Consider the following 15,988-nt stretch of genomic DNA (forward strand, 5'->3'; position numbering starts at 1 on the left):
AAAGTGCAGGTGTGCTATCCACCTGTTGTCCCAAGGAAACCAAGATGTTCAAGCCCATGACCCTGATAAAAAGAAAACCGCTGGCCCGCCTCGCGCTGGCCATCACCTTGGGCACCCTTGGTTTGCCGTGCTGGATGCCCAACGCCCAGGCCCATGGCGGGGCCGCCGAAATGGTGCCGCTGCAATCGACCCTCGAAGCGTTCGGGGCCACGGTCAAATGGGACGATTACGCCGACCTGTTCGTGATTGCCAAGGACGGTGTCTACCTCAAGGTCAAGCCCGGCAGCAAAGTCGCCGTGCTCAACGGCAAGCGCATGGAGCTGTCGGCGCCGGTGGTGTTCAAGGACAAGACCGCGTTCATGGGCAAAGACTTCATCAATCAGGTGTTCCAGTCCGGTCTGGACAAGACCTTCGTGGTCGAGACCCGCCCCAATCCGCTCAACCCGTTGAGCGCGGATGAAATCAAGACGGCGGTGGACATCGTCAAGCAATCGGAGCACTACGCGCCTGGTTTTCGCTTCACCGAAGTGTCGGTGAACGAACCGCCGAAGGATCAGGTGTGGAATTTCGTCTACACCGGCCAGAACGTCACCCAACCGCGCCAGGCCAGCATCGTCGTGCTCGATGGCAAACACGTGATCGAAGCGCTGGTTGATCTCGACAGCAAGAAGCTTATGTCGTGGAAGCCCATCGAAGGCGCCCACGGCATGGTGCTGCTGGATGACTTCGCCACCGTACAGTCCGCCGTTGAATCGAGCCCCGAATACGCACAGGCCCTGGCCAAGCGCGGCATCAATGATGTGAAAAAGGTCGTGGCCACGCCATTGACGGTGGGTTACTTCGACGGCAAGGACGGTTTGGCGCAGGACAAGCGCCTGCTGAAAATCGTCAGCTACCTCAATACCGGCGACGGCAACTACTGGGCGCACCCGATTGAGGGCCTGGTGGCGATTGTCGACCTGGAACAGAAAAAACTGATCAAGATCGAAGACGAAGCACTGATTCCGGTGCCGATGAAACCGACGCCCTATGACGGACGCGGGCGCACTGGCACGTCGGTCAAGCCGCTGGAGATCATTGAGCCAGACGGCAAAAACTACACCATCACCGGCAACAGCATTCATTGGCAGAACTGGGACTTCCACGTTCGCCTCGATTCGCGGGTCGGGCCGATCCTGTCCACGGTGACCTACGACGACAAGGGCAAGAAACGCAAAATCATGTACGAAGGCTCGCTGGGCGGGATGATCGTGCCCTACGGCGACCCGGACGTCGGCTGGTACTTCAAGGCCTACCTCGACTCGGGCGATTACGGCATGGGCACCTTGACCTCGCCGATCGCGCGCGGCAAAGACGCCCCGCAAAACGCCGTGCTGCTGGACGCCACGATTGCCGACTACACCGGCGCGCCGACCTCGATCCCCCACGCCATGGCGGTGTTCGAGCGTTACGCCGGCCCGGAATACAAACACCAGGAAATGGGCCAGCCCAACCTCAGCACCGAGCGTCGTGAACTGGTGGTGCGCTGGATCAGCACCGTCGGCAACTACGACTACATCTTCGATTGGGTCTTCCAGCAGAACGGCACCATCGGCATCGACGCCGGCGCCACCGGCATCGAAGCGGTCAAAGGCGTGAAATCGAAAACCATGCACGAAGACACCGCCAAGGAAGACACGCGCTACGGCACGCTGCTGGACCACAACATCGTAGGCACCACGCACCAGCACATCTACAACTTCCGCCTCGACATGGACGTGGACGGTGAAAGCAACTCGCTGGTGGAAGTGAACCCGGTGATTGCCCCGAACGACCGTGGCGGCCCGCGCACCAGCACCATGCAGACCGAGCACAAGGTGGTCGGCACCGAACAGCAAGCGGCGCAGAAATTCGACCCGTCGACCGTGCGCCTGCTGACCAACTTCAGCAAGGAAAACAAAGTCGGCAACCCGGTTTCGTATCAGCTGATTCCCTATGCCGGCGGCACGCACCCGGTGGCCAAGGGCGCCAACTTCGGCAAGGACGAATGGCTCTATCACCGCCTCAGCTTCATGGACAAACAACTCTGGGTGACGCGCTACAACCCGCAGGAGAAGTACCCGGAAGGCAAATACCCGAACCGCTCGGACAAAGACTCGGGCCTGGGCCAGTTCAGCCAGGACAACCAGTCGATTGAAAACAGCGACGATGTGGTGTGGTTGACCACGGGCACGACGCACATCGCGCGTGCTGAAGAGTGGCCGATCATGCCGACCGAGTGGGTGCATGTGCTGCTCAAGCCGTGGAATTTCTTTGACGAAACGCCGACACTGAACCTCAGCGTTCCCCAGTAAACACATACCCCCTTGTAGGAGTGAGCAGGCTCACGCCTACAAGGTGCCGGGTTTGTTCACTGGCGGACCACAATCTTCCCGATCATCTGCGGATGCAGGGCACAAAAATAGTCGTACTCCCCCGGTGTGTTGAATACCCAGGAAAAACTGTCATTGGTATCCAGTGCCGCGGAGCGGAACACCTTGTGGGTTTCCGCCACCGTGTGCGGGATCTGATCGTCGTTCACCCAGGTCACTTTGGTGCCCACCGCCACAGTCAAATCCTTGGGTTCGAACATGAACTCCCTGATGCCGATGTTCACGTCCTGAGCCCACACCGGCATCGACAGCATCAGGCTGACAACGGCCAACAGTCGTACTTTCATTTGCATGCCCTCCCCTAGACCAGTGTCGAATCGATCAGCGCTAGCGGATGCTCGCCCTGCGTCGCGCGCACATCGGTCACCCCCAGGTAATTGCGCAGTTGATCAGCCGCCACCGTCATCGGCCCAGGCGACGGCGCCGTACCCGGTGCAGGTTGTGGATAAGCCGTACCGCGCGCGGTGTGGAAGGTGATGTTGCCTTCGACCTTCTGGATAACCTGATGGATGTGTCCGTTCAACACCGTCACTGATCCGTACTTGCGCAGCATGGCAATCGCCTGATCGCCATCCTCGGTGCCCCAGCCCCACGGCTGATAAATCGTCCACAACGGAATATGGGTGAACACCACGATCGGTGTGCTGGTGGTGACGGCGCGCAAGTCATCGGCCAGCCAGGCCAGTTGATCGGCGCCGAGGGTCGCTTCATGGCCGGCCTGGAAGTTGAAGACATTGACCAGCGCAATGAAATGCACGCCGTGGTCATCGAAACTGTACCAACCGTTGCCTTTGGTGCCCTTGCCGTAACGCTCCAGGTAAAGCTTGCCGCCGCCCTCATCGAGGGTGTCGTGCTCGCCCGGCACATAGTGCACGGTGGACGGCAGACCTTTGAGCAGTTGCGCGGCGATGTCGAACTCTTCGGGCTTGGACAGGTGCGTGATGTCGCCGGTGTGCAGGATCAGCGACGGCCGTTTCGGCAGCGCGATAACCTTGTCGATGGCCACCTGCAAGGTCTTCGCTGGCTGCGGATTGGCCTCCTTGTTGAAGCCGATGTGCGAATCGCTGATCTGCACGAAGTGGAAGGTGCTGGCCAGCGCCTTGGGGTCGGAGACCGTGCCCGACTCATCCAGCGCAAAGGCCCGGGGGATACCGCCGCACAGCGCCCAGATTACCCCTGCCCCGGCCCAGGCCGAGCATTTGAGCAATGTTCGACGGTCAGGGCTCAGCGGGCCGTCGGTGCGTCGTGAGTGTTTTGCTTGAATGTCCATCGGAATTCCCTCGCTGGCGAACTACAGTGATGTAGCTGACATGAGGTAAACCAGGCAGGGCGGGACTTTATTCCGGGTCGAAACAAATATTTTTTCCCGGGAATAAAACCCGACGTATCACAGTTATATGGGTGGGACAGTGCGGGAAACACTATGAAGCGATTTGAGGAACTGTTTGCGCCCCATCTGGACGCAGCGTACAACCTCGCGCGCTGGCTCACGGGCAACGACAGCGCCGCGCGCGATGTCGTGCAGGAAAGCGCGCTGCGCGCCTTCAGGTTTTTGCACCGCTTCGCCGATGGCAACGCCAAGGCCTGGTTCCTGACCATCGTGCGCAATGAAAGTTACACCTGGCTCAAGGCCTCGGCCGGGCACCAATGGGTGTCCATCGGCGATGAACTGCCAGAAGACGACGCAGCGCTGAGCCATCGCGAGAGCCCGGAACTGCTGGCCATTCACACGGAAAATGCGGCGCTGATCCAGCACGCCTTGTGCGCCCTGCCGCCGGTGTTTCGGGAGGTGATTGTGCTGAAGGATCTTGAAGACATGCCCTACAAGGACATCGCCCTGGTGGTCGACATTCCCATCGGCACCGTGATGTCGAGGCTGGCCCGGGCTCGCGCCATGCTCAAGCTCGAACTACTGAAGTTGCATGACCATGAATGAACTCGATTGCAAGGTTTGCCAGACGTTGATGCATGGCTATCTGGACCGGGAACTCGATCCTGCGGCGGCCGCGAAGGTGGCCGGGCATTTGGCCGGGTGCGCGGCGTGCGCGCGGTTGCATGATCAGGCGAAGCTGCTGATGGTCAGTGTGAAACGTCAGGCGCCGTATTACCCGGCGCCGGCATCGCTGCTCGACGGAGTATTGGCCACCGTTGCGCCCCGGACAAGTGTCGTCGAGCGTTGGCGCCAATGGTTCGCACCGGCCTTTTCAGCGGCAGCGCTGGCTTTGGCAGCGGTACTTTTTGTAGCCATGCCCGGCGGTGAACAACCGTTGATGGATGAGGCGGTGTCGAGCCATGTTCGTTCGTTGATGGGTGAGCATTTGAACGATGTGGTGTCGTCTGACCGCCACACTGTGAAACCCTGGTTTACCGGCAAACTCGACTTCTCGCCGCCGGTGTTCGATTACTCGGCGCAGGGGTTTCCATTGTTGGGTGGCCGGCTGGATTATCTGCAGCACCAGAACACGGCGGCACTGACTTATGGTCGGGCCAAGCACATTATCAACGTGTTCATATTGCCAACCACCGAAGCGGACAAGCCACCGAAAACCCAGTCGATTCGTGGCTTCAACGTCGTGTCCTGGCAAGAAAATCACATGCGCTACGTGCTGGTCTCCGACGTCGAGAAAAGCGAGCTGGAGGCGTTCAGCCAGTTGCTCAAACCGTAAAACACTCCCACAGGGTTATGTGTTCATTCCGTGAGATGTCATGCGTGTTTTTTTCGGTACTCGCCGGGGGCGATGCCGAAGCGGGTTTTGAACGCCGTGGAGAAGTGGCTCGAATCGGAAAACCCCCACGAGTAACCCAGCACTGACAGCTTCTGCTCGGTGCCCGATTGGCGCAGTGATTCGGCGCACAAGTCGAGGCGGCGGTTCTTGATGTAGCGTGCGACCACCAGGCCTTTCTTGGCGAAAATCCGATAGAGGCCGCGAACCGACATCCCCACTTCCCGCGCCAGCCATTCGGGGCAGAGTTCTTCGGAGCGAATGTGTTCGTCGATGCAATCCAGGGTCTTGCGAAAGATCCGCTCATGCACATCCGTGCACTCTTCGGTCTGGCTGATGGCCGGGCGCAGCAGGCTGACAATCGCCTCCAGCGTGGCCTCGCTCTCTTGCAGGCTGAGGTTGTTTTGGCGCGTGGCGTCGAGGATCAGGCGCTGAGACAGCATCGCCAACGGGGACGTCGCGGCGATCCGGTGGCCGCACTTGACCTGATTGAAGCGCAGGGTTTGCTCCACCAGGTGCGAGGGCAGAATCAGCGACAACTGCCGGGAATTTTCGCTGTAGGTGAAGTCGCTGGGGCGTGAGGCGTCGATCAGCGTGATGTCCCCGGCCGACAGCAAGACCTTGTTATCGCCTTGCGCCATGCCGGCCATCCCGTCGAGCTGGAACACGGCAAAGTATTTACCGCCCTCGCCCGCCGCAACCTGTGCCGGTGTGCGGTACAGCCGCGCCTGGCAGGCGTCGACAAAACTGAGTTTGAGGGCGCCGCTCTGGTGCTCGCGGATCTGCCCGGAAAACCCGGCACCGAGGGTTTGCGCGTCGAAGGCGCCACAGATCTGGTTGATCTGATGAATCCACTGATCGAATCCATCACGGCGCTGTGCAATTGAAGAAATCATGTCAGGCCTCACGCAGGCTTATTTTTATTATCTACGCCAATCCAAAGGTTCTCCTGAACAGCCACGCTCCTTGAACGACGACGGGTTATTTCAACCCGCCAAACCGTCGATAAAAACTTTCGCCCACGTCCGGCAACGGTCCGTCGGCGGTTTCCAGTGCACTGTTCAGCCATTCCTCGGCCTTGGCGTAGATCAACCGGTAAATGTTGCGGCACAACTGGCGGGCGGCACGACCTTCCCAATCGCCAGGCAACAATTCGTCCGGCAATTGCGGGTCGCGCAACAGCAGTTTGCGGTACTCGTGAATAAGCAGGACCCGTGCCAGGAAGCAGTCCGACGGTTGCAGGTTCTCTTGCTCGCGAAGCGCTTGCCAGAGCGGTCGGAACAGCTGGATGAACTCGCTGTAATGGGTCGCCAGCTCTTCGATGTTCCAGCTCTCGCGCACCTGCAAACGCAGGGCCTTGGAGGCCAGTACGTCTTGCGCGGTAGTTTCAAAGACGATGGTGTCTTCCTGGGCGCCGAGGTCGAGCAAGGTCGCGTTGAGGTCGGCACGGTCACTGCGCGGACAGGCCAGCACCGCTGGCGAGATCGCACCAAAACCTTGCCACTCCAGTTCTTCGCGCACTTGTTTGCGCTTGTCCTGGGTCAGTTGCGTCAGCATCACCAGGCTCCAGGAACCGTCCCACGCCGGCACGGTGGAGCTGTAGACCCGCTTGAAGGCTTTGTCGAACCGCCGCCGGCCGGTGCCGGTCAGGCTGTAGTAGCTGCGGCGCCCGACTTTCTCGGCGGTCAGCCAGCCTTCCTTGGTCAGGCGGAAAATAGAGGTACGGATCAGCCGTTCGTTGATGCCGATGGGTTCGAGCAATTGAATCAGGCTGCCCAGCCACACCGTGCCGCCGTGGGGTTCGATGGCATCGCCATAGAGCGTGATGATCAAGGAGCTGGCGCGGATGGGCGTCTGTTCCTGGAATCGGGTGATCAGGTGGTTCAAGGGTGTCAGGGACGACATGGGCGTACCGGGTTGAAAAAAAGAAAAGGAATATACCGAAAGCGAGTTCCCCTGTGGGAGTGAGCCTGCTCGCGATAGCGGTCTGTCAGAAACACTGCTGTCGACTGACACACCGCTATCGCGAGCAGGCTCACTCCCACAGGGGATTGTGTTCACACGCTGTTGCCCTTGGGCCGCAACCCGCTGTCGCTGATGCGCGGGCGATTCGGCTCCGGTTCGCTCAGCGGTTCGCAGACTTGCATCTGTTCAAGGCAACGCTTGGCCAGTTGCTGATATTCGCGGGTGCCCGCCTGCTTCCATGACACCTCCTCGTCGCTGAGGCTGCGCTTGATGCTGGCCGGTGCGCCCATCACCAGTGACTGCTCGGCGCATTCGAACCCGGCCTTGACGAACGCCGCCGCCGAGACGAATGAGCGCGGGCCGATGCGCGCGTTGTCCATCACCACGGCATTCATCCCCACCAACGCATCGGCGCCAATGCGGCAACCGTGCAGCACCGCGCCATGCCCGATGTGACCGTTGCGCTCGACCACGGTGTCGCTGTCCGGGAAACCGTGCATCACGCAGGTGTCCTGCAGGTTGGCGCCTTCTTCCAGCACGATCCGGCCAAAGTCCCCGCGCAGACTGGCCAGCGGCCCGACATAGCAATGGGGGCCGATGATCACATCGCCGATCAGCACGGCGGACGGATGAACATAGGCCGTGGGATCAACCACCGGGGTCAGGCCATCGAGGCTGTAGCAGGTCATGGGACGTTCCCTTCATGGGGCATTCACAAAGCGATGCCAATACAGGCTCATTTTGTATCACATCGCTTTTATTAGCACAAAGCACAAAAAGCGTATCACTTATTAAACCGGTCGAAGGCGCCGCCCATTTAGGGCGCCTCACGCTGACATAACCCAATGAAATAGCCAGATCAAGCCCTTTACGAGGACGATGAAGGTCAGGTCCCAAAAATCAAACACCCACCAATAAGACACATTAATTCAATTTTACTATTGTATTTGCGTATCACGTTGTAGGTATACTCCGGCAAAACCGGCCCACCGCGCCGATCCAATAATGAGCCGGCATCACCGCCGAGCGTGCACCGTGAGGGCATCCGCCATGCCTCTAACCCTTGCTGTCGAGATCATCGAGCCGGGCGTTCGCCTGATTACCCTGCAGCGCCCGCAAGCGCTGAATGCCCTGACCACCCAATTGCTCGGCGAACTGGCGGATGAACTGAACGCCGCGCAAGCCGATCCCGCCACCCGCGTGGTGGTCCTGACCGGCAGCCGCAAAGCCTTCGCCGCTGGCGCCGACATCAAGGAAATGGCCGAACGCAACCTGGTCGGCATCCTCGACGACCCGCGTCAGGCGTCGTGGCAAACCATCACCCGCTTCAGCAAACCACTGATCGCCGCCGTCAACGGCTTCGCCCTCGGCGGTGGCTGCGAGTTGGCGATGCACGCCGACATCATCATCGCCGGTGCAGACGCCCGTTTCGGCCAACCGGAAATTAACCTGGGAATCATGCCCGGCGCCGGTGGCACCCAACGGTTGCTGCGTGCCGTCGGTAAATCCATGGCCATGCAAATGGTCCTGACCGGCGAGCCTATCGATGCCCGCCAGGCCCAGCGTGCCGGCCTGGTCAGCGAAGTGACGCAACCGGAATTCACCGTCGAACGCGCCATGCAGATCGCCCGCAGCATTGCCGGCAAAGCGCCGCTGGCGGTGCGCCTGGCCAAGGAAGCGCTGCTCAAGGCGATGGACACCGACCTGGCGAGCGGCCTGCGTTTCGAACGCCATGCCTTCACCGTACTGGCCGGCACCCGCGACCGCGATGAAGGGATTCAGGCCTTTCAGGAAAAACGCACGCCGGCCTTCACCGGCCAGTAACTCGCCGATCAGTCACCGAATTCGAACGACCTCCAAGAGAGCGCCATGACCATGAATTTCGAACACATCCTGTTTTCCATCGAGGCCGGCGTCGCCCTGCTCAGCCTCAACCGGCCGGACCAGCTCAACAGCTTCAATGCGCAAATGCATGGTGAAGTGAAGGAAGCACTGAAACAGGTCCGGCAGAACCCCGATGTGCGTGTGTTGCTGTTGACTGGTGAAGGTCGCGGCTTCTGCGCCGGGCAAGACCTCAGCGACCGCAATGTCGCGCCGGGCAGCGCCGTGCCAGACCTGGGCGAGTCGATCGAGAAGTTCTACAACCCGCTGATCCGCCAGCTGCGCGACTTGCCGCTGCCGGTGATTTGCGCGGTCAACGGCGTGGCCGCTGGCGCCGGTGCCAACATTCCGCTGGCCTGCGACCTGGTGCTGGCGGCGCGTTCAGCGAGCTTCATTCAGGCCTTCTGCAAAATCGGTTTGATCCCCGATTCGGGCGGCACCTGGACTTTGCCGCGCCTGGTCGGCATGGCCCGCGCCAAAGCCCTCGCCTTGCTGGGCAATCGCCTCACTGCGGAGCAAGCCGAGCAATGGGGCTTGATCTACCGCGTGGTCGACGATGCCGAACTGCGCACCGAAGCCCTGACACTCGCCCGTCATCTGGCCACGCAACCGACCTACGGCCTGGCGCTGATCAAGCGCAGCCTGAACGCCAGCCTGAGCAACACCTTCGACGAGCAGCTTGAGTTAGAGAAAGACCTGCAACGCCTGGCCGGGCGCAGCGAGGATTACCGTGAGGGCGTCAGCGCCTTCATGGAAAAACGCAGCCCAAGCTTCAAGGGGCGCTGAATCATGACGGCACTGAGTTCTAACGCACGCGTCGCGGTGATCGGCGCCGGGGCCATGGGCGCCGGCATTGCGCAAGTGGCCGCGCAGGCCGGCCACCCGGTGTTACTGCTGGACAACCGTCCGGGCGCCGCCGCGCAAGCCATCGACGGCATTGACCGGCAATTGGGCAAGCGTGTCGAAAAAGGCAAGCTGTCGCCTGAAGCCCGGGCGGCCACCATTGCCCGCCTGCAGGCGGTGGAAGCCATCGAAGCACTGGCCGATTGCGAGCTGATCGTCGAAGCCATCGTCGAGAACCTGGAGGTCAAGCGCGCCCTCTTCCGTCAGCTGGAAGGCATCTGCGGCGAGCGCTGCATTCTGGCGAGCAACACCTCGTCGCTGTCGATCACCAGCATCGCCGCGCAGCTGAATCATCCGCAACGCTTGCTCGGCCTGCACTTCTTCAACCCGGCACCGATCATGGCGCTGGTGGAGATCGTCTCGGGCCTGGCCAGCGATCCGGCCTTGGCCGAGTGCCTGTACGACACCGCGAAGGCCTGGGGTAAAAAACCGGTGCACACCCGTTCGACACCGGGTTTTATCGTCAACCGCGTCGCCCGCCCGTTCTACGCCGAAAGCCTGCGCCTGTTGCAGGAAGGCGCGGCGGATTGCCCGACGCTGGATGCGTTGATGCGTGATGCCGGTGGGTTTGCGATGGGCGCCTTCGAGCTGACCGACCTGATTGGCCACGACGTCAACTACGCCGTGACCTGCTCGGTGTTCGACGCCTATTACGGCGACACCCGCTTCCTGCCTTCGCTGATCCAGAAAGAACTGGTGGACGCCGGGCGCCTGGGGCGTAAAAGCGCGCATGGCTTTTATAGCTACGCCGAAGGTGCCGAGCGTGCGCTGCCGACCACCATCAGCAGCGAACACACTATCGAAACCTGCGTTATAGAAGGAGATCTGGGCATCGCCAATGCGCTGATCCCGCGTCTGCGCGAGCACGGCATGAAGGTCATCCAGCGCGACGGCCAAGGTCTGTTGCGGGTCGGTGACGCAGTGCTGGCATTGAGCGACGGGCGCATGGCCTGTCAGCGCGCCAGGGAAGACGGTTTGCGCAACCTGATCCTGCTCGACCTCGCATTCGACTATGGCAAGGCCAGCCGCCTCGCCATCAGCTACGCGGCGGGCATCGACCCTGTCGCCCTCGAACACGGCGTCGCGCTGCTGCAACGGGCCGGATTCACCGTCAGCCCGCTCAGCGACAGCCCGGCGCTCGCGGTCTTGCGCACGGTGGCAATGCTGGCCAACGAAGCCGCAGACGCTGTTTTACAAGGCGTGGCGTCGGCCGCCGACGTCGATCTGGCGATGCGCGCCGGGGTCAATTACCCGCAAGGCCCGCTGGCCTGGGCCGATGCCATCGGCCTCTCGCACCTCCTCAAGGTGCTGGAAAACCTGCAAGCCAGTTATGGCGAAGAACGTTATCGCCCCTCGCTGCTGTTGCGCCGTCGGGTCGCCGAAGGGAGAACGCTGCATGACTAACCATGAAGCCATGAACCTGGCCAGCGCCTGCACACAAGCGTTGTTCAAGCGCGACACCGCCAGCCAGGCGATGGGCATGCGCTTGCTTTCCGCCGCGCCAGGCTGCGCACGCGTTGGCATGAGCGTGCGTGCCGACATGATTCAGGGCCACGGCACCTGCCACGGCGGCTACCTGTTTGCCCTCGCCGACTCCGCATTCGCCCTGGCCTGCAACAGCTACAACGAAGCCACGGTGGCGATCGGTTGCAGCATCGACTACATCGCCCCGGCACGTTTGGGCGACACCTTGACCGCTGACTGCACAGAGCAAAGCCGCTCCGGTCGTACCGGCAACTACGACGTACGCATTGAAAACCAACTGGGCCAGCTCATCGCGCTGTTCCATGGCAAATCCTACAAAGTGCGCGGCGCTGTGCTGACGCAGGAGACTCCGAATGAATGACGCCTTGATCATCGACGCGGTGCGGACCCCGATTGGCCGCTACGCCGGCGCCTTGAGCAGCGTGCGTGCCGACGACCTCGGCGCGGTGCCGCTGCGCGAACTGTTGCGCCGTCACCCGCAAGTCGACTGGAACACCGTGGACGACGTGATCTACGGCTGCGCCAACCAGGCCGGCGAAGACAACCGCAACGTCGCGCGCATGTCGGCGCTGCTGGCCGGTTTGCCGGTCAGCGTGCCCGGCACCACGCTCAACCGCTTGTGCGGCTCCGGGCTGGATGCCATCGGCACCGCAGCGCGTGCGATTCGTTGCGGTGAAGCCGGGTTGATGCTGGTCGGTGGCGTGGAATCGATGTCCCGCGCACCGCTGGTGATGGGCAAGGCCGAACAGGCGTTTTCCCGTGATGCGCAGCTCTACGACACCACCATCGGCTGGCGTTTCGTCAATCCGTTGATGAAAAAGGCCTACGGCATCGATTCCATGCCGGAGACCGCCGAGAACGTCGCCGAGCAGTTCAATATCTCCCGCGCCGACCAGGATGCCTTTGCCCTGCGCAGCCAACAGCGCGCCGGTGCGGCCCAGGCCAGCGGTCGCCTGGCCAAGGAAATCGTCGCGGTGGAAATCCCACAGCGCAAAGGCCCGGCCAAAGTCGTCGAGCAGGACGAACACCCGCGCGGCGACACCACGCTTGAGCAGTTGCAGAAGCTCGGCACGCCGTTTCGCGAAGGCGGCAGCATCACCGCCGGCAACGCGTCCGGGGTCAACGACGGTGCGTGCGCATTGCTGCTGGCCAGCCCGGAAGTCGCCAAACGCCACGGCCTGAAGGCGCGCGGACGAGTGGTGGCAATGGCCACTGCCGGCGTCGAGCCACGGATCATGGGCATCGGCCCGGTGCCGGCGACACGCAAGGTGTTGGAACTGGCCAACCTGAGCCTCGCCGACATGGACGTGATCGAACTCAACGAAGCCTTCGCCGCACAAGGTCTGGCAGTGCTACGCGAGTTGGGCCTGAGCGACACCGATCCACGGGTCAACCCGAACGGCGGCGCGATTGCCCTCGGTCATCCGCTGGGGATGAGCGGCGCGCGCCTGGTGACCACCGCCCTGCATGAACTGGAAGAACGCCAGGGTCGCTACGCCTTGTGCACCATGTGCATCGGCGTAGGCCAGGGCATCGCGCTGATCATCGAGCGTTTGTCCGACTAAAGAATCGCGATTCCCGAGGAGCCGAGAGGTATCCTTGGGGCATGCACTCAAAGCCCTTTTGCGAGGGCCGAAACACAAAAATAATTCGAGTGAAGTTATGAACATGCCAATTGCCAAAGCTGTGCTTGATCCCGTGCTGGACCCGCTGGAAACCGCCAGCATCGACCAATTGCGCCAGCATCAGCTGGATCGCCTGCGCTGGAGCCTGAACCACGCCTACAACAATGTGCCGCTGTACCGTCAGCGCTTCGATGCGCTGGGCGTGCACCCGGATGACATTAAATGCCTGGAAGACCTGGCGAAGTTTCCGTTCACCACCAAAACCGACCTGCGTGACAACTACCCCTACGGCATGTTCGCCGTACCGATGCACGACGTGGTGCGCCTGCACGCCTCCAGCGGCACCACCGGCAAGCCGACGGTCGTGGGTTACACCCAGAACGACATCGACACCTGGGCCAACGTGGTCGCACGCTCGATCCGCGCGGCGGGCGGCCGGCGTGGCGACAAGGTGCATATTTCCTATGGCTACGGCCTGTTCACCGGGGGGCTTGGCGCCCACTACGGCGCAGAACGCCTGGGGTGCACGGTGATTCCGATGTCGGGCGGGCAGACTGAGAAACAGGTGCAACTGATCAAGGATTTCCAGCCGGACATCATCATGGTCACGCCGTCGTACATGCTCAACATCGCCGATGAGATCGAGCGCCAGGGCATCGATCCGCACAAACTGGCCCTGCGCCTGGGCATCTTCGGTGCCGAGCCGTGGACGGCCGAATTGCGCAGCGCCATCGAGAATCGCCTGGGCATTACTGCGCTGGATATTTACGGGCTCTCGGAAATCATGGGGCCGGGCGTGGCGATGGAATGCGCGGAAACCAAGGACGGGCCGACGATCTGGGAAGACCATTTCTATCCGGAAATCATTGACCCGGTCACCGGTGAAGTGTTGCCGGACGGACAGATGGGCGAGTTGGTGTTTACCTCGCTGAGCAAGGAAGCGCTGCCGATGATTCGTTATCGCACTCGGGATTTGACGCGCCTGCTGCCGGGAACGGCGCGGCCGATGCGGCGGATCGACAAGATCACTGGGCGCAGCGATGACATGTTGATCATTCGTGGGGTCAACGTGTTTCCGACGCAGATTGAGGAGCAGGTGCTGAAGATCAAACAGCTGGCGGAGTGTTATGAGATTCATCTGTATCGCAATGGGAATCTGGACAGCGTTGATGTGCATGTGGAGTTGAAGGCTGAGCATCAGCATTTGGGGGATGATCAGCAGAAGGCCGTCTGTGGTGAGTTGAGTCGGCATATCAAGACGTATATCGGGATCAGTTCGCGGATTGTTTTGCAGCCTATGCATTCGATCAAGCGCTCTGAGGGGAAGGCTTGTCATGTGATGGACAAGCGTCCCAAAGGATGACTGCTGCACCCTTTTTGGCCCCGCTTTTTGCGGGGCTTTTTTTTTTGGCCAGCGCAATGACTTTGTGGGAGCGAGCCTGCTCGCGATGGCGGTCTGACAGCCGACCATTCTCTTTCAGGTGTACATATCCATTGCTGCGGTAACGTCCGCTATTGGTTCCGCTTTTACAGCGGGTCACTTGGAAGAGCGCCAAGTAACCAAGCGCTTTTGCCCCTGACGTTCGGTGCCTCGCCTAGGCTCGGCATGCCCTCGCTCCGGTCCTGCTCCGTGGGCCCGCCGCCATCGGCCATCCATGGCCGGGGGCGGCTAACCCGGCATCCATGCCGGGTTGCCCACTGCGCAGAACTTACGCTCGGCCTCTCGAGGGAGCGGGTGCATCAAGATCAAGAACAGAAGGCGAGCTAACGCTCGACCTGATGAGTGGTGAGGGGCAAAAGCGTTGCGATCGGCTTTTTTGTGGGAGCGAGCCTGCTCGCGATTGATCGTCCCCACGCTCTGCGTGGGAATGCCGCCGGGGACGCTCCGCGTTCCGCTGTCGATGCAAACGCTGGTTTGTGCAGAGGCTCTCAGGGCATGACTTTCAGACCTTGCGCGACAGCGCCCGGCGCACGCTGTCGCGGTTCAGCGCAGGGCTTTCAGGTTCGGCAGCGCTTTGCTCGGGTGCAGCGCTATCGAGTTCAAAAGAGAGTTCGGCCTCGACCGGGCGTTCAACTTGAACATGGCTTGGCGCCTGGCCGCGACTGGCGACCAGGGTGTCCAGCTTCTCGAGGTAGGCGTTGAGGTCGCTGAACAGCAGTTTCTTGCGTTGAGAACCCTGATACAACGCGTAGCAAAGGTAACCGCCCGCCGCCAGAAGACCGAGCCCGGCGGTGGCAAAACCGGCAACACACAAGCCGGACACGATCAGCACAGTCTTCCAGTTGAAGGGCGTCAACTCCAACTCGGTATTCAACGCACTCGCGTCGCGCAGTACCCAGCGCTTGGACGCCGAGTGGTTCAGCAGGATTGTGTGCAGGGGCGAACCGTCCTTTTTCACGGCGCTGATCAACGAGATGTCCTGACCCGTGCGCAAAGGAATATCCACGCCACGCAACTTCACATCGTGCTCGACACCGTCCGCGGTCTTGACCCAGAACTCATGATTGATGATCGACACCGAACTGACCCGAACCGGCGTCAGATCCCCGTCCTTACCGTTCACAGGAACGCCGCCCGTGGTCGTCACACGCGTCTCACTGAGCTTCTCGCTGCCCACCACTTCACCGCTCAAGACATTGAAAACAACAGTTTTATCGCCATGGGTGAATGTGTGCATTTCGATTCCTTGATAGGCCCACGTCAGTCGACGTACAGGAAAATCCGTATGCCGCGGATGCTACTAACTAGCCACTACCCTGTCCAGAATTCGCCACCGCGTGTGACGCAGAGCGTCACCGAATGCATTCCCACGCGGAGCGTGGGAACGATCAACTTCGCGAGCAGACTCACTCCCACAAAAAAGCAGATAACAACGCTTCTGCCCCTCACCACTCAACAAGCCGAGCGGTAGCTCGCTTGCAGCTCTTGATCTTGATGCACCGCCCCCTTGAGAGGCCGAGCGCAGGTTCTGCGCAGTGGGCAACCCGGCATGGA

At 61.1% G+C, this 15,988-nt stretch carries 15 protein-coding genes; 9 read left to right on the forward strand and 6 right to left on the reverse strand.

The genetic code is table 11. From position 1 onward, the window contains the following. Positions 1–44: 44 nt before the first annotated feature. Positions 45–2,333 carry a primary-amine oxidase gene (gene tynA, locus QRN31_RS28655; RefSeq protein WP_285436076.1) on the forward strand — a complete coding sequence of 763 codons (2,289 nt, stop codon included), beginning with the start codon at positions 45–47 and terminating at the stop codon, positions 2,331–2,333. Positions 2,334–2,389: 56 nt separating this feature from the next. On the opposite strand, the gene QRN31_RS28660 is transcribed toward tynA, so the two are convergent. Continuing rightward, complete coding sequence (locus QRN31_RS28660) at positions 2,390–2,698, reverse strand: cupredoxin domain-containing protein (RefSeq protein ID WP_285436078.1); 309 nt, start codon at positions 2,696–2,698, stop codon at positions 2,390–2,392. 14 nt (positions 2,699–2,712) lie between these two features. After that, complete coding sequence (locus QRN31_RS28665) at positions 2,713–3,681, reverse strand: metallophosphoesterase family protein (protein WP_285436080.1); 969 nt, start codon at positions 3,679–3,681, stop codon at positions 2,713–2,715. 153 nt (positions 3,682–3,834) lie between these two features. On the opposite strand from QRN31_RS28665, the gene QRN31_RS28670 reads away from it, so the two are divergent. Both QRN31_RS28670 and QRN31_RS28675 read left to right on the forward strand, forming a co-directional pair. Beyond that, positions 3,835–4,347 (forward strand): sigma-70 family RNA polymerase sigma factor, encoded by a 513-nt coding sequence (locus tag QRN31_RS28670; RefSeq protein WP_285436081.1) that lies wholly within the window; start codon positions 3,835–3,837, stop codon positions 4,345–4,347. After that, on the forward strand, positions 4,340–5,077 hold the full coding sequence (locus tag QRN31_RS28675; RefSeq protein WP_285436082.1) for an anti-sigma factor family protein: 738 nt from the start codon (positions 4,340–4,342) through the stop codon (positions 5,075–5,077). The genes QRN31_RS28670 and QRN31_RS28675 overlap by 8 nt, the downstream gene beginning before the upstream one ends. 38 nt (positions 5,078–5,115) lie before the next feature. Here QRN31_RS28675 and feaR read toward each other — a convergent pair whose 3' ends face one another. The 3 genes from feaR to paaY form a co-directional block, all read right to left on the reverse strand. After that, positions 5,116–6,030 carry a transcriptional regulator FeaR gene (gene feaR, locus QRN31_RS28680; protein ID WP_285436083.1) on the reverse strand — a complete coding sequence of 305 codons (915 nt, stop codon included), beginning with the start codon at positions 6,028–6,030 and terminating at the stop codon, positions 5,116–5,118. A gap of 85 nt (positions 6,031–6,115) precedes the next feature. Next, positions 6,116–7,039: a phenylacetic acid degradation operon negative regulatory protein PaaX gene (paaX, locus tag QRN31_RS28685; protein WP_285436084.1), complete on the reverse strand. Its 924-nt coding sequence runs from the start codon at positions 7,037–7,039 to the stop codon at positions 6,116–6,118. Positions 7,040–7,191: 152 nt separating this feature from the next. Continuing rightward, entirely contained in the window at positions 7,192–7,788 is a 597-nt protein-coding gene (gene paaY, locus QRN31_RS28690; protein WP_285436085.1) for a phenylacetic acid degradation protein PaaY, read from the reverse strand. Positions 7,789–8,149: 361 nt separating this feature from the next. On the opposite strand from paaY, the gene paaF reads away from it, so the two are divergent. The 6 genes from paaF (at position 8,150) to paaK (ending at position 14,356) form a co-directional block, all read left to right on the forward strand. Next, positions 8,150–8,923, forward strand: coding sequence for a 2,3-dehydroadipyl-CoA hydratase PaaF (gene paaF, locus QRN31_RS28695; RefSeq protein ID WP_285436086.1), 774 nt, complete (start codon positions 8,150–8,152; stop codon positions 8,921–8,923). A 51-nt stretch (positions 8,924–8,974) separates the two neighbouring features. Next, positions 8,975–9,766, forward strand: coding sequence for a 2-(1,2-epoxy-1,2-dihydrophenyl)acetyl-CoA isomerase PaaG (gene paaG / locus QRN31_RS28700; RefSeq protein WP_285436186.1), 792 nt, complete (start codon positions 8,975–8,977; stop codon positions 9,764–9,766). Positions 9,767–9,769: 3 nt separating this feature from the next. Continuing rightward, positions 9,770–11,287, forward strand: a complete 1,518-nt coding sequence (gene paaH, locus QRN31_RS28705; RefSeq protein ID WP_285436088.1) for a 3-hydroxyacyl-CoA dehydrogenase PaaH — start codon at positions 9,770–9,772, stop codon at positions 11,285–11,287. Continuing rightward, on the forward strand, positions 11,280–11,729 hold the full coding sequence (gene paaI, locus QRN31_RS28710; RefSeq protein ID WP_285436090.1) for a hydroxyphenylacetyl-CoA thioesterase PaaI: 450 nt from the start codon (positions 11,280–11,282) through the stop codon (positions 11,727–11,729). Before paaH ends, paaI begins: the two co-directional genes overlap by 8 nt. Then, on the forward strand, positions 11,722–12,933 hold the full coding sequence (gene pcaF, locus QRN31_RS28715) for a 3-oxoadipyl-CoA thiolase (protein WP_285436091.1): 1,212 nt from the start codon (positions 11,722–11,724) through the stop codon (positions 12,931–12,933). The genes paaI and pcaF overlap by 8 nt, the downstream gene beginning before the upstream one ends. 97 nt (positions 12,934–13,030) lie before the next feature. After that, on the forward strand, positions 13,031–14,356 hold the full coding sequence (paaK, locus tag QRN31_RS28720; protein WP_285436093.1) for a phenylacetate--CoA ligase PaaK: 1,326 nt from the start codon (positions 13,031–13,033) through the stop codon (positions 14,354–14,356). 580 nt (positions 14,357–14,936) lie between these two features. Here paaK and QRN31_RS28725 read toward each other — a convergent pair. After that, positions 14,937–15,671: a hypothetical protein gene (locus tag QRN31_RS28725; RefSeq protein WP_285436095.1), complete on the reverse strand. Its 735-nt coding sequence runs from the start codon at positions 15,669–15,671 to the stop codon at positions 14,937–14,939. Positions 15,672–15,988 lie beyond the last annotated feature (317 nt).

The sequence above is a fragment of the Pseudomonas sp. fls2-241-R2A-110 genome, from assembly GCF_030209165.1.
In the GTDB taxonomy this organism is placed as follows: Bacteria; Pseudomonadota; Gammaproteobacteria; order Pseudomonadales; family Pseudomonadaceae; genus Aquipseudomonas.